11 protein-coding genes are annotated in these 13,435 nt (G+C 65.5%); 3 read left to right on the forward strand and 8 right to left on the reverse strand.

Annotated features, from left to right (window positions below):
• Window position 1: 1 nt before the first annotated feature.
• From ACQR1I_RS10075 to ACQR1I_RS10090, 4 genes are all read right to left on the reverse strand, one after another.
• Window positions 2-334, reverse strand: a complete 333-nt coding sequence (locus ACQR1I_RS10075; RefSeq protein WP_434864463.1) for an MAPEG family protein — start codon at window positions 332-334, stop codon at window positions 2-4.
• A gap of 167 nt (window positions 335-501) precedes the next feature.
• Window positions 502-1,524 (reverse strand): NADP-dependent oxidoreductase, encoded by a 1,023-nt coding sequence (locus ACQR1I_RS10080; protein WP_434864464.1) that lies wholly within the window; start codon window positions 1,522-1,524, stop codon window positions 502-504.
• A 149-nt stretch (window positions 1,525-1,673) separates the two neighbouring features.
• Window positions 1,674-3,161, reverse strand: a complete 1,488-nt coding sequence (gene guaB / locus ACQR1I_RS10085; protein ID WP_434864465.1) for an IMP dehydrogenase — start codon at window positions 3,159-3,161, stop codon at window positions 1,674-1,676.
• 261 nt (window positions 3,162-3,422) lie between these two features.
• Window positions 3,423-3,671 carry a hypothetical protein gene (locus ACQR1I_RS10090; protein WP_315770931.1) on the reverse strand — a complete coding sequence of 83 codons (249 nt, stop codon included), beginning with the start codon at window positions 3,669-3,671 and terminating at the stop codon, window positions 3,423-3,425.
• Between the two features lie 138 nt (window positions 3,672-3,809).
• On the opposite strand from ACQR1I_RS10090, the gene ACQR1I_RS10095 reads away from it, so the two are divergent.
• Window positions 3,810-5,297, forward strand: coding sequence for a DHA2 family efflux MFS transporter permease subunit (locus ACQR1I_RS10095; protein ID WP_434864466.1), 1,488 nt, complete (start codon window positions 3,810-3,812; stop codon window positions 5,295-5,297).
• A 65-nt stretch (window positions 5,298-5,362) separates the two neighbouring features.
• A complete protein-coding gene (locus ACQR1I_RS10100) occupies window positions 5,363-6,715 on the forward strand; it encodes a tetratricopeptide repeat protein (RefSeq protein WP_434864467.1) in 1,353 nt (450 codons plus the stop codon).
• A 63-nt stretch (window positions 6,716-6,778) separates the two neighbouring features.
• Here the strand turns inward: ACQR1I_RS10100 and ACQR1I_RS10105 are convergent, their stop codons facing one another.
• On the reverse strand, window positions 6,779-7,252 hold the full coding sequence (locus tag ACQR1I_RS10105; RefSeq protein ID WP_434864468.1) for an SgcJ/EcaC family oxidoreductase: 474 nt from the start codon (window positions 7,250-7,252) through the stop codon (window positions 6,779-6,781).
• 412 nt (window positions 7,253-7,664) lie between these two features.
• Here ACQR1I_RS10105 and ACQR1I_RS10110 point away from each other — a divergent pair, with 412 nt between their 5' ends.
• Window positions 7,665-8,198: a DUF1003 domain-containing protein gene (locus ACQR1I_RS10110; protein ID WP_434864469.1), complete on the forward strand. Its 534-nt coding sequence runs from the start codon at window positions 7,665-7,667 to the stop codon at window positions 8,196-8,198.
• Between the two features lie 447 nt (window positions 8,199-8,645).
• On the opposite strand, the gene ACQR1I_RS10115 is transcribed toward ACQR1I_RS10110, so the two are convergent.
• From ACQR1I_RS10115 to ACQR1I_RS10125, 3 genes are read right to left on the reverse strand one after another with little or no spacing between them, the layout of a single operon-like run.
• On the reverse strand, window positions 8,646-10,619 hold the full coding sequence (locus ACQR1I_RS10115; protein WP_434864470.1) for a glycosyltransferase family 2 protein: 1,974 nt from the start codon (window positions 10,617-10,619) through the stop codon (window positions 8,646-8,648).
• Window positions 10,619-11,833, reverse strand: a complete 1,215-nt coding sequence (locus ACQR1I_RS10120) for a hypothetical protein (protein WP_434864471.1) — start codon at window positions 11,831-11,833, stop codon at window positions 10,619-10,621. The genes ACQR1I_RS10115 and ACQR1I_RS10120 overlap by 1 nt, the downstream gene beginning before the upstream one ends.
• A complete protein-coding gene (locus ACQR1I_RS10125; protein ID WP_434864472.1) occupies window positions 11,830-13,311 on the reverse strand; it encodes an HlyD family secretion protein in 1,482 nt (493 codons plus the stop codon). The genes ACQR1I_RS10120 and ACQR1I_RS10125 overlap by 4 nt, the downstream gene beginning before the upstream one ends.
• Window positions 13,312-13,435: the final 124 nt, after the last annotated feature.

A 13,435-nucleotide genomic window follows, 5' to 3' on the forward strand; every position in this document is an offset into this window, starting at 1 on the left:
CTCAGATCAGGAGAAGCATCTTCAGTGCGAAATACAGCCACATCGCCAGCAGCACCAGCGCCGAGGCGGTCCAGGCGAGAGAGCGCTTATCTGCCCCGCGAATAAAGCCGGCATTGACGAAGCGGGTGACGACGAACACCCAGGACAGCAGCACGATCACCAGATCGGCATGGCGTAGCGGCAGCGCGAGTGCGATCAGCGCGTAGAACAAGGTCGGAAGGCCGAATTCGTCGGCGGCATCCGTGGCTTGCCCGCGCTTCTTGTTCCAGAACAGCAGCGCAAAGGTGAGCCCGACTTGCACGAAGACGGGCAGCAGCACCATGGTCAGCGACATCGACAATCCCCCTTCAGGAAACGTGAAGGCCCGGCATGATGCCGGGCCCTCGTGGATGAACCGGTTCCCTCAGGACTCCCGATAAGCGGCTGTGGTTCCCGTGATTTTACGGTCGCGCTGAAGAATCACATCAAGTGTGGCTCAGGCCTTAGGCTTAGTCCTTGGGCTCAGGCCTTGTCCGGCCCGACCCGCACCAGCTGCTTGCCGAAATTGGCGCCCTTGAGCAGGCCCATGAACGCGTCGGGCGCGTTCTCCAGGCCCTCGGTGACGTGCTCCTTGTACTTGACCTTGCCGTCGCGGACCCAGGCCGACATGTCCTTGAGGAAGTCGCCGTGGCGGGAGGCGAAGTCGGAGACGATGAAGCCGCGGATCAGGAGCCGCTTGGTCAGGACGTTGCGCATCATCGCGCCGGCCCATTTCGGCGCCACCGACTGGGTGTCGTTGTAGTGGGCGATCAGGCCGCAGACGGGCATGCGGGCGAAGGCGTTGAACAGCGGAAACACCGCCTCGAACACCGGGCCGCCGACATTCTCGAAATAGACGTCGATACCCTTCGGGCACGCCTCTTTCAGCTTCGCCGCGAGATCGGGATCGCGATGGTCGAGGCAATCGTCGAAGCCGAATTCCTTCTTCACGTAGTCGCATTTGTCCTTGCCGCCGGCGATGCCGATGGCGCGGGCGCCCTTGATTTTTGCGATCTGCCCGACGGCCGAGCCGACCGCGCCGGAGGCGGCGGCGACCACGACGGTCTCACCTGCCTTGGGCTGGCCGATGTCGAGCAGGCCGGTGTAGGCGGTCATGCCGGGCATGCCGAGCACGCCCACCGCGGTCGAGATCGGCGCGAGGCTCGGGTCGACCTTGGCGAGGCCCTTGCCGTCGGAGATCGCATGCGTCTGCCAGCCGGCGCGGGCCAGCACGATGTCGCCGGGCTTGAAGCCGGGATTGTTGGACGCGGCCACCTCGCACACCGTCCCCGCCTCCATGACGCCGCCGACCGGCACCGGCTGGGCGTAGGACGGCCCGTCGCTCATGCGGCCGCGCATGTAGGGATCGAGCGACAGCCAGATCGTGCGCAGCAACACCTCGCCGGCGCCTGGTGTCGGGATGGCGTGCTCCTCGAGGCGGAAATCAGACGGCTTAGGCTCGCCGACGGGGCGCGCGGCGAGCACGATGCGCTTGGCTTGGGACATGATGTTTCCTCTTCTTTGTTGGTTGTGGAGCCTTTATGCCCGGACGGCACCGTCATTGCGAGGAGCGAAGCGACGAAGCAATCCAGGGCTGCGCGCGCCGCCCCTGGATTGCTTCGCTTCGCTCGCAATGACGGAGAGAGCGGTGGTTGTTACGCCCCGCCCGGATAGTTCGGGCTTTCTCGCGTGATGGTCACGTCGTGGACGTGGCTTTCGCGCAGGCCCGCGCCGGTGATGCGGACGAACTCGGCCTTGCTGTGGAAATCCTCGAGCGTCTTGGCGCCGACATAGCCCATCGCCGCACGAAGACCGCCGGCGAGCTGGTGCATGACGTTGCCGACCGGGCCCTTGTACGGCACCTGGCCCTCGATGCCCTCCGGCACGAGCTTCAAGGTGTCCTTGATGTCCTGCTGGAAGTAGCGGTCGGCCGAGCCGCGCGCCATCGCGCCGACCGAGCCCATGCCGCGATAGGCCTTGTAGGAGCGGCCCTGCCACAGGAAAACTTCGCCGGGCGTCTCGTCGGTGCCGGCGAGCAGCGAGCCGACCATGGCGACATCGGCGCCGGCGGCGAGCGCCTTGGCGAGGTCGCCGGAGAACTTGATGCCGCCGTCGGCGATGACGGGAACGTCGGCCTTCTTGGCCGCTTCGACCGCATCCATGATCGCGGTGAGCTGCGGCACGCCGACGCCGGCGACGATGCGCGTGGTACAGATCGAGCCCGGGCCGATGCCGACCTTGACGGCGTCAGCGCCGGCATCGATCAGCGCCTGCGCGCCGTCGCGGGTGGCGATGTTGCCGGCGATAACCTGCACGGCGTTGGAAATGCGCTTGATGCGGTTGACCGCCTCCAGCACGCGCGAGGAATGGCCATGGGCGGTGTCGACCACGACGAGATCGACGCCGGCATCGATCAGCTTCTCGGTGCGCTCGAAGCCGCCCTCGCCCACCGTCGTCGCGGCGGCGACGCGCAAGCGACCCTGGCCGTCCTTGCAAGCCAGCGGATGCGCGACAGCCTTCTCCATGTCCTTGACGGTGATGAGGCCGACGCAGCGATACTGCTCGTCGACGACCAGCAGCTTCTCGATGCGGTGCTTGTGCAGGATCTTCTTGGCCTCGTCCTGGCCGACGCCCTCGCGCACGGTGACGAGGTTCTCATGCGTCATCAGCTCGGAGATCTTCTGCCGCGGATCGGTGGCGAAGCGCACGTCGCGGTTGGTTAAAATGCCGACCAGCTTGCCGGGGATGCCCTTGGCGCCGCCGGTCACCACCGGGATGCCGGAGAAGCCGTAATCCTTCATCAGCGCCATCGCATCCGCGAGCGTCGCCTCAGGCGAGATCGTCAGCGGGTTCACCACCATGCCGGATTCGAACTTCTTGACCTGGCGCACCTGGGCGGCCTGGCCGTCGGGATCGAAATTGCGGTGGATCACGCCGACACCGCCGGCCTGCGCCATCGCGATCGCCATGCGCGCCTCGGTGACGGTATCCATCGCGGACGCCATGATCGGAATGTTGAGCGGGATCTCGCGCGTCACGCGCGAGCGGATGTCGACCTCGGAGGGCAGCACATCGGACAGGCCCGGCTTCAAGAGCACGTCGTCGAAGGTGAAGGCTTCGCGAAGTGTCTGCACGGTCGCCATCGTCAACTCCTTGTCTGCAGCCATAACGGCCGCGATGGGATTACGGATGAGCGGCGCCGCCGTCGAGACCATGCCTCGGCGTCGAATCGATGCCCATCGGTGGGGTTGACGCGGGTCGATAGCATGGGCCTGTGACGAATCAAAGGGCCGATCCGCCGTCCTCCCGCGATTGCGAATGACAGCCTGAATCGGCCCTGATCGCACCCGAACACGCAATAAAAGGTCGCGAAAGCCCCGATTCCGGAGCAGAAGTTCCGCGTCTCAGCGCCAGGCGCCCGGCGGCGGGCCATAGCGCCGGATGGCGTCCACCACCTCCCGATGCCGCCGATCCTCCCGCCGCATGTGCACGGCGATCAGGGCATGGGCCGAGGGCACCAGCAGCAGCACGTGGAAGAACAGGCCGAGCACCAGGCAGACGAGGCACAGCAGCAGGTTGAAGATGGCCGCGAACGGCTGTCCGTTGAGCAGCAGACCCAGCGGCGGCACCAAAGCGGCGAGCAGATAGATCATCGGCACATCTCCAACAACCGGGACGCGACAGCGTCACGCTGCATTTAGGGGGCCATGCCGGCAGCGCAATGGCCTCGTTCGTCGCAGGGTGATAAAGCCGCGAGCGCCTGCCCGCCTCCTGCCCCATCCAGAGAGTCGATGAACAAGCAACGAATCATCCCGCTGATCGTCGCCACCGCGCTGTTCATGGAGAACATGGATTCCACGGTCATCGCGACCTCGCTGCCGGCGATCGCCAAGGATATCGGCACCAGCCCGCTGACGTTGAAGCTCGCCATCACCTCCTATTTGCTGTCGCTCGCGGTGTTCATCCCGGCGAGCGGCTGGACCGCCGACCGCTTTGGCGCGCGGCGCGTGTTCTCCAGCGCGGTCGCCGTGTTCATGATCGGCTCGATCGGCTGCGCGCTCGCGAACTCGGTCGAGAACTTCGTGTTCGCGCGCATCCTGCAGGGCATGGGCGGCGCGATGATGACGCCGGTCGGTCGTCTCGTGCTGCTGCGCTCCGTCGACAAGAGCGCGCTCGTCGGCGCGATGGCCTGGGTGACGATTCCTGCATTGATCGGCCCGGTGATCGGGCCGCCGGTCGGCGGCTTCATCACCACCTATTTCTCCTGGCACTGGATCTTCCTGATCAACATCCCGATCGGCATCGTCGGCATCATCATGGCGCTGCGCTTCATCGATCCGATCAAGAGCGACAATCCCGAGCCGTTCGATCTCTATGGCATGGTGCTCGCCGGCATCGGCCTCGCAGGCCTCGCCTTCGGCCTGTCGGTCGCCGGCCTCAATCTGCTGCCGTGGTCCGTTGTCGGCAGCCTCGTCGCGATCGGCGCGATCTCGATGACACTCTACGTCCGCCATTCCTGGCGCACCAACTCGCCGGTGCTCGACTTCTCGCTGCTGCGGCTGCCGACCCTGCGCGCCTCGATCATCGGCGGCTTCATGTTCCGGCTCGGCATCGGCGCCCTGCCCTTCCTGCTGCCACTGCTGATGCAGCTCGGCTTCGGCCTGTCGCCGTTCCAGTCCGGCCTCGTCACCTTCGGCTCGTCGGCGGGAGCCATGGGCATGAAGGCGCTGGCCGCGCGTCTCATCCGCGCCTTCGGCTTCCGTCACCTGATGACCGTCAATGCCGTCGTCAGCTCGGTCTTCCTCGCTGCCTGTGCGCTGTTCACGCCGGCGACGCCGCTGCTTCTGATCGTCATCATCCTGTTCGTCGGCGGCTTCTTCCGCTCGCTGCAGTTCACGGCCATCAACACCGTCGCCTATGCCGAGGTCGAGACCGCGCAGATGAGCCGCGCCACCACGCTCACCAGCGTCAACCAGCAGCTCGCAATCTCCGCCGGCGTCGCCGTCGGCGCCTTCTCGGTGGAAACCACGATGTGGGCGCATGGCGCGAGCCAGCTCACCGCCACGTCATTCGCGCCGGCCTTCATCGTCGTCGCCATCACCTCGGCCTTGTCGTCGATCCTGTTCTGGCAGATGCCCGATGACGCCGGCAGCGAAATCTCGGGGCGCAAAGTCGCGGCGATCGCGAGCCGCAAGGGTGCCGAGAAAGGCGTGGAGAAGGCTGCGACGAAACAGGCGAGCGAGACCACGCACGACGCGCGGGATCAGAAGCTGGGCTGACCGATTGTCAAAACGCCCGGCCCGTTGCATCGTCATCTCAAGAGATGCCGACAATGGAGACAAGCGTGCCCAGCCTGGTTCTCGCGTCGGAGGACATCGCCCTCCTCGTGAAGTCGATTGTCGCCGACGCCGAAGCGGGAGGATCGCCGGCTGCAGCAGACGGCCTGCAGCGGCTGAGATCGGCGCAACATCATCAGCCCGAAGCGGCATTTGCCCTGCTGCATCTCGTCGATCGGATGGCCCTTCCTCGCGACGTGGGGATTGCCTGCCTGTCCGACATTGCGAAATCGCACGCCGAGGACGCCGAGATGCTCTCGGCCGTCGGCTGCTGTCTGGAACGCGTCCGCGACATTGACGACCTGAACTCACCACCGCCGGATGCTCCCGTGTTCCGTGAGGTGATCGAGAAGCTCGCGGCGATGGCCGGGCTCCACGACGGCATGCCGGACCAGATGCAGGTCCTGCGCGGACTGGCAACGGCGGCGCGGATGCTTGGACGTCAGTACGACGTGATCGCCGAGAGCAGCTATCGGAAGCTGACCGAGCTTGCTCCCCAGGACGGCGCCCAGCACTATAATCTCGGCCTGCTTTATAAGACACGCGGAAGATTCGTCGACGGGATGATCGCAAACCAAATTGCCGTCAGCCTCGTCGAAGAGCCCGACCAGAGTTATCTGTGGAACCTCGGAATCTGTGCAACCGGTGCTGGAGACGCGACAACCGCCCGCGACGCCTGGCGACGCCTTGGTCTGACGATCGACATCGGACGCTTCGGTCTCCCGGAAGGCGACTTTGGCCAATGCAAGGTCAAGCTGGCAGAACGGCCGCTTGCCGAGCGAACGGCCGACTGCGACGACCCGGGTTTCGAAGAAACGATATGGATCGAACGGTTGAGTCCGTGCCACGGCGTCGTTCGCAGCGTGCTCTACCGGAATCTCGGGGTCGACTTTGGCGACGTGATCCTCCACGATGGTGCGCCGATCACCCACCATGCCTATGGCGAGCTCCGAATCCCCGTATTCCCTCATCTGGCGACGCTGCGACGTCAGAACTATCAAATGTTCGACTTTGCGGGCACGCAGGAGACACCAGAACAGCTTGCCGAGTTGAGCCGGGGATTGGACCGCGACGCGGTGATCTATTCACACTCGGAGAGCATGGTATGGCTATGCGCCAATTGCTGGCGTTCTGCTGACATCGATCACGAGCATCTGGAAAAGATGGAGGCGCATGTCGTCAAAGGACGGATCGCCGCTCCGCCGGACATGACGCCAGAGAACCTTCTCGAAATGATCGACAAAGCGATTGCAGGCCAGACCGGCTGCAGGATCTATGCGCCCGAGCTTTGTCTGGCCGCAGGCCTTGCAGCGCGGGCACAGATCGACAGACGCCGATTTGATCTGCTCACCAAAAACTAGCTCAAGCGCCGGCGCTGATGGTGAACCCGCTCGGGAAGAGCGGGTTCGGACGCATCGTGCCTGTTACTTCTCCGGCATCATCGACGAATGCAGATGGTCGATCTTCCAGACGCCGTCCTCGTAGCGATAGATGAACGAGTAGCGCGCCTTGACGTCGGTCTTCGCGCCGCTCGCGGTATCGGTCAGGGTCACCGTCCAGGTGCCGAGGCGCGTGGCCGTGTTGCAGTCGAGCTCGATCGTCGAGGTGTCGATGCGGCCGACCGGGCTGTTCTTGAGGAATTTGACGAAGTAGTCGTTGACATCCTCGGGAGTCGTGCGCGGCTGGTTGGACACGGTGGCGAGCAGCACCGGCTTCTTGGTGAAGAGCGCCGTGACCTTGGCTGGATCCTTCGTCGCCCAGGCGTCGTTGAAGCTCGTGAACAGGCCTTCGATCTGAGCCTCCGATGTCGTCGGGCACTCCATGCTCTTGGCAGAGGCCGCGCTCACGGACGCCAGAATCATGCAGGTCGACACGGTGGACTTCATGAGGGTAGACACGTTTGTTGTTCTCCTATGGGATCGCAACGAGGATCTAAGTCAAAGCCGCCATGCGGCAAGAGGCTGCGGCATTTTGACGACAGCTAATAACTTGGAATACGAAGCTCGCATTCCCATCCGCATCAGTAGACCTTGCTGAGTCGTGCGATATTCATGACACGCTCGTGGCGACGGATCGAGCGGGCCCGCTTGGCAACGCTCTCTGCGCTCGCGCGCCTGGCATGCAAGAGACCAATTCGATCATGATGCGGGTCGTCTGAGTCATCTCACGCGCTCGAGCCCTTGTTCGACCAGGCCCGCTTCGGACCTCCGACGGATCCCACCAACGAGGTGAATTTTCGCCCCGGCACACGCGCCCGCGGCTCCTGTCCATCGTCTGGAACGCTTGCCCGCCGACGTCCGTTCTAAGTCGATGAGCCAAGAACTTGCCCCACGTCCCGCCCCGAGCCCGGGGCTCACCCCTGCCCTCGAACGCAACATCCAGGCGCTGGTCGATCGCCGCAAGCGCGAGCAAAGCGAGGCGACCGCGCAGCAGAAGGTTGCCGACGCGATCACCGGCTTCACCGGCTCGATGATCTTCGTGTACCTGCATCTGGCGGTGTTCGGTTTCTGGATCGTGGCCAATCTGCATCTCATCCCCGGCGTGCCCGCCTGGGACGAGAGCTTCGTGGAATTGGCGATGATCGCCTCGGTCGAGGCGATCTTTCTCTCCACCTTCGTGCTGATCTCGCAGAACCGGATGGCCGGCGAAGCCGACAAGCGTGCCGACCTCGATCTGCAGATCAGCCTGCTCACGGAGCATGAGCTGACGCAGGTCGTGGCGCTGTTGAACCAGATGGCCAAGCAGATGGGGATCGAGCCGGACTCAAAGCCCGAGCTGCGCGATGCGTCGAAAGACATCGCGCCGGAGCGCGTGCTCGACAAGATCGAGGAAGCGCAGCGGTGAAGAGTAGCTGCCGTAGCCAGTATGACCGGAGCGACAGGCGGGTCACACGAGCTGTGCCGGAGAACCCGGCCTCGCGACGCTCGCCCGGGCTACGCGCGCTGAGTTGATAGGCCGGCGTTCTCTCCACCGTCATTCCTGGGCGGGCGCAGCGCGAGCCCGGAATCCATAGCCACGACTGGTCATGAGGTGGTCAATGACAATGGCGCCGATCGTCGTCCCATGTCGGCCCGGGGTTATGCATTCCGGGCTCGCGCTGCGCGTGCCCCGGAATGACGCGGGAGAGTCCGTAGTCCGTGGGGTGGGCAAAGGCGCTGCCGTGCTGCGTCTTCAATGTGAGCTCGCGGTGGCGCCGTGCCCACCGTCTGGCCTCCGTGTGCGCGGATCGACGGTGGGCACGCTGCCGCCTGCGGCGGCTGCTTTGCCTACCCTACCGCTGAATCCGGAGCGTCACCGTCCGACGAAGCCACGGCGCGCCAATCCTGCGAGAGCGCCGCGCAGGCGGGCTCGGCCGGTGATGACGCCGCAGGAGGAGCTGAACAGGCGGACCACGAGCTGTCGCCGCTGGGCCTCGCTCGGCTGCAGGCGAAGTCGCATAGTCTTTTTTGAGACGCGCTCGACTGAAGCGGCGATCCAGCCAAGACCATCCAGATGGAGCGGCATCGCGCTCCCGGGCTGCGGCAGGCCGCGGCGCGAACCCGCCACGCGCGCGGAGGACAGCGACAACGCCTCGACGCGGCACGGCACGACCTCGCCATCTTGCGCCAGCCACCCGACCTCGCCGCTCGGAAACAGGTCCTCGCTGCGCGGCAGCTCGAAACAGACGAGAAATGCGATGAAGGCGATCAGCATCGCGATCCCGGCCCACAGCAGGTTGAAATAGTCGATCGACGAAATTTCGCTCGCCGCGTTCGGCGACACGAACGCCCAGACGATCGCCGCCGCCGAGCTTGCGGCAATCAGGCCAAAGATCGCGGCGAGCTTGCCGTGCACGCGCGGCTTTGAGCGGTCGCCGCCCTTGTCGGTCACCTTGAACGGGCGCCCGAACGGCCTGATCGCAGCACTGAGCAACGTCGCGGTGATCGCAAAGCACGTCACCGCATGCGTCGCCTCCATGAACAGCGGCAAGGTCTTGGACCGTGAGATCCAGCCCATGTAGATGATGGTGCCGAGCAGCGCCGGCACACCATAGCGCAGGAACGACAGATAGTCGGCCTCGAACGCCGGAAGACCCGCGAACCAGTAGATCGGCGGCGCGATCAGCAGCAGCACCATGAAAGGCTTGCACAGCCAGTTCAGCACGCCGTGCAGGAACTGCCAGCGTTGCGTGAAGCTATAGCCGCGGCTGCGCATCGGACCGTCGCGCAGCAGCGCCACCTGGATCGTGCCGAGGCACCAGCGGGCGCGCTGAGTGATGTATTCCGGCACGCCTTCGGCCGACAGGCCGAAGCTGAGCGGCTCATTGAGCCAGACAGTCCGGAAGCCGCGCTTGAGCAGCGTGTAGCTGAGATTGAGATCCTCGGAGATGGCGGCATGCGGAAAGCCGCCGATGTCTTCCAGGCGCTCGCGGCGGACGACGAACGACGTGCCGACGCAGAAGGCGCAGCCCCAGGCATCCTTGGCCGGCTGGAACACGTCGAAGAAGAAGCGCTGGTCGTCGACCCAATGGCCTGACGACAGCAGATTGTGCTGGATCGGATCGGGATTGTAGTAGAACTGCGGCGTCTGCACGACCGCGATATCAGGCTCGGAGAGCAGCAGGCCGACGGTCCTCTGCAGGAAATCGCGGCGTGGTGCAAAATCGGCGTCGAGCACCAGGATGACCGGCGCGTTCGACAGTCGCGCGGTCGCGGTCAGCGCGTTGTTGAGATTGCCGGCCTTGGCCCCCTTGTTGTCCGGCCGCGTCAGATGGCGCGCGCCAACCTCGTCGCAGAACGCACGCAGCCAGTCACGACGGGTGTCGTCGAGCACCCAGACAGTCTTGTTGGCATGGTCGAGCGCGAGCGCGGCGAGGATCGAGCGCTCGACGATCTCCATCGGCTCGTCATAGGTGCAGATGAAGATGTCGACGGCCGGCTGCTCGCCGCGCTCAGCCAGCGCGCGCTGCGCCGCATCGGCCTGCGCCGAGCGATCGACGCTGCGGGTGAGGATCAGAATCGACATCAGCGTGTAGGAGATCGCGACGATCTCGAGCGTGATGAACAGCCGCGGCCACAGCGCCTGCAGGCTGAGATCGAACGCAGGCAGCGTATCATGCCAGCGCCACAGCGTGTAGATCAGCAGGAACGATGCGGCCGTCGCACCGAACAGGATGCGGTCGCGCAGGCGCGCCGGATCGAGCAGCCGGGCCATCACGAGGAGCCCAAGCAGGACGCCGAGGTCGGTGGTCAGCACCGACGGAGCATTGCTGGCGGATGGAAACATCAGGGCACCTTCGCGCCGGTGAACGGGTTCCAGCCGGCGTCGGCGAGCACGGCCCAGGCGGTCGCGCCGAGATGCGGCCGCTTGTAATAGAAGAAGTCGGGAATCGTGCTGGTCCCGCTCGGATCGATCGACAGGCCCGTGCTCACGCGCGCGCTGCGCGTCGCGTTGAGGAGCCCCGAGGCCGTCTGATCGTCGCGCAGGCCGGCCAGAAACCCCAGGCCCGTCGCGGAGTCGCCGGCCATGCGATAGGCCAGCGCAGCCTGCGCCGTGCCCTCGACCCAGACGCCGTCACGATCTCCGTTGAAATCGAAGCCGTTGCCGACTGCGAGACGTCGCTCCGCAAAGCCGAGCGCCTTGCGCCAGTCCGGTGCATCCGGCACCGCCATCCAGGGCCACAGCTGCACGTCGAGCGCGATCAGATTGCTGTCGGCGTCGCTGCCATCCGGCTTGGTGCCGAGCAGGAAGTGATCGCCGCGGAAGGTGCGATCGAGCAGACGGCGCGCCTTCTGCGCCGCGTCCCGGTAGCGCTGCGCCGATGTGAGGCGAGCGAGCCAGCTGGCCACGGCGTAGACGTCGGTATTGTGCTCGGTCGACATCCAGGTGAGACGCACCTGCTGCGGATCATAGCCGTGAAGGCCGCCGGTGAACCCCTCGGCCCCGTTGCTCGCGTTGGCGATGATCCAGTCCATCAGACGCTTTGCGCCGGACAGATAGTCGGCTTCGCCCGTCGCCTGGTGCAGCGTCAGCAGCGCGAGCGCTCCCCAGGCGACGTTGCCGGTCGAGGTGCCGTCCTGCGCGGCATCTTCGCCCCAGATGTTCTTCTGATTGTCCCACCAGCCCGGCAACAGCGCCGCACCACGATCGAGGGGACCGGCGCGATAGGCGTTTCGCAAACGGCCGTCGTCGAATGTGCGGTCATAGGTAGCGGCTTGCACCAAAGCGTTGCCGATCGTCCGCGCCAGATCGACATGGTTGCATGCGACCAGCGCGATCGCCGCGAGCGCGTTGTCATAGACGAACGCCGTCGTCGAGAGACCCAGCGGCAGACTCGTCTCGTCGGCGCCATGCTCGTAGCTGCGCAGGAACACGGCATGATTGCCCTGCAGACTGGGGCCGACCGCCTTCACCAGCCCAGCACAGAACGACGTCTCGGCGCGCGCAGGCGCGGCGCCGAGCAGCGCCATGGACAGCATCAACATGGATAGCAGCCTCATTGCACGGACACCTCCCGCGTTGCCGGCAACCAGTGCTCGTCAACCTGCGGGATGTGCGCAGACGCCGGCTGCGACCGCAAGGCAGAGTCGAGCTTTTTCACGCCGGCGCGGCGGGTCGCGTCGTCCGGCCTGGACGGCTCCAGTTCAGCCAGCGAGGCGACGAGATGGCCGAGCCGGCGCCACGTCACCGACATCGACGGCACGATGCCGTTGTCGCGGGTGACGGTGACCCACTGCCCGATCGTGCAGGCCGGCGTCGCCGCCGAGAACGGGGCGGACGCCGCGTGCTCCACCGGGGCATCGGGCGCGATCATCACATAGAGCTCGCGCCGCTCGGTCTGCGGAAACGGCACGGCAAAACGCTCGTCGACCTTGTCGCTGGTCTTCGGCAGCACGGCGCTGACGACGCCGCTGTGGAAGCCGCCGCCGTCGATGCGCACCTTGGTGCCGGGCTTCATCGCTTCGCCCTGCCGATAGGAGAAGATCGCGACCACGAAGCGCTTGTCGCAATCGACGACGGAGGCGATCGTATCGCCGGCGCTGACATGACGACCAGTCTCGGCGCCCACCGCCAGCACCTTGCCCGGACCGGGCGACAGCACGTCGGCGGATGCGAGACGCGCCAGACGCTCGCGCTCCGAGGTGATCAGCGCCTCGAGATCGTCGAGCACGGCCGATTGCTGCTTCTCCTCGATCTCCATCCGCCGCGCATCGAGGTCGATGTCGCGGCGCTTCTGACCAAGCATGTTCAGCGCGACCAGATCCTCGCCGACATAGATGCCGGCATCGAGCGCCTTGAGCTGGCTCAGCTTCTGGTTCAGCTTGGCGGTCTGCGCGTCGGTGTCGTGCAGCGCCGCCGCATATTGCTGCTCGGTCGGCTTCAGCATTTCGATGCTGGCGGCGTCGCGCGCGACCATGCGGTTCTGCCGGTCGACGATCGCCTTCTTCTCGGTGCTCATCGCGTTCGACTGCGCGACGCGGGCGCGCAACTCCTCGATCTGCGACTGCAGCTGCGCCTTCAGCTGACCGGCCTGGCTTGCGATCTCCTGGTCGAGCGAGGCGACGTAGGCGATGTCGGAGTCATGCTTGGCGCGGGTGGCATCGAGCTTCTGGCGCGCGTCGCCGGCCTTCTCCTGCAGCGAGATCAGCGTGGTCCGATCGAGCCGCGGATTGGTGATCTGAGCCAGGCGATCGTCGCCGCGCACCTCGCTGCCCGGCGATGCGGTGAGTGTCGCCACCTGGCCCGCGATCGGCGAGGTCAGCAGCATCACCGGCGCATCGACCACCGCGCGATCGGACTGGTCGGCGACGATCGGCGGCACCACGGCCGTCAGCATCAGCGCCGACAGGATGCCGGCCACGCCGATGGCGGAGACGCGGAGGATGACGGGATGGCGATGCCGGCGTGCCGAGGCTGTCTCGGAAGCGGAGCGCAATGCTGCAGATGGCTTGAAACCGTCATCGAAACGATCGGTCATCGGGTCTCTTTCGGTTTGGGGTGACGGCCCGAAAGACGCTTCCTCGGATGATCCGGAGTTCCAGGCTCCAGTCTCGATGTTCAGGCGCAAACCCGATCGCGCGGACATCGTTGCAAGCCGAGTC

The organism is Bradyrhizobium sp. HKCCYLS2038, from assembly GCF_051167655.1.
Classification (GTDB): Bacteria; Pseudomonadota; Alphaproteobacteria; order Rhizobiales; family Xanthobacteraceae; genus Bradyrhizobium.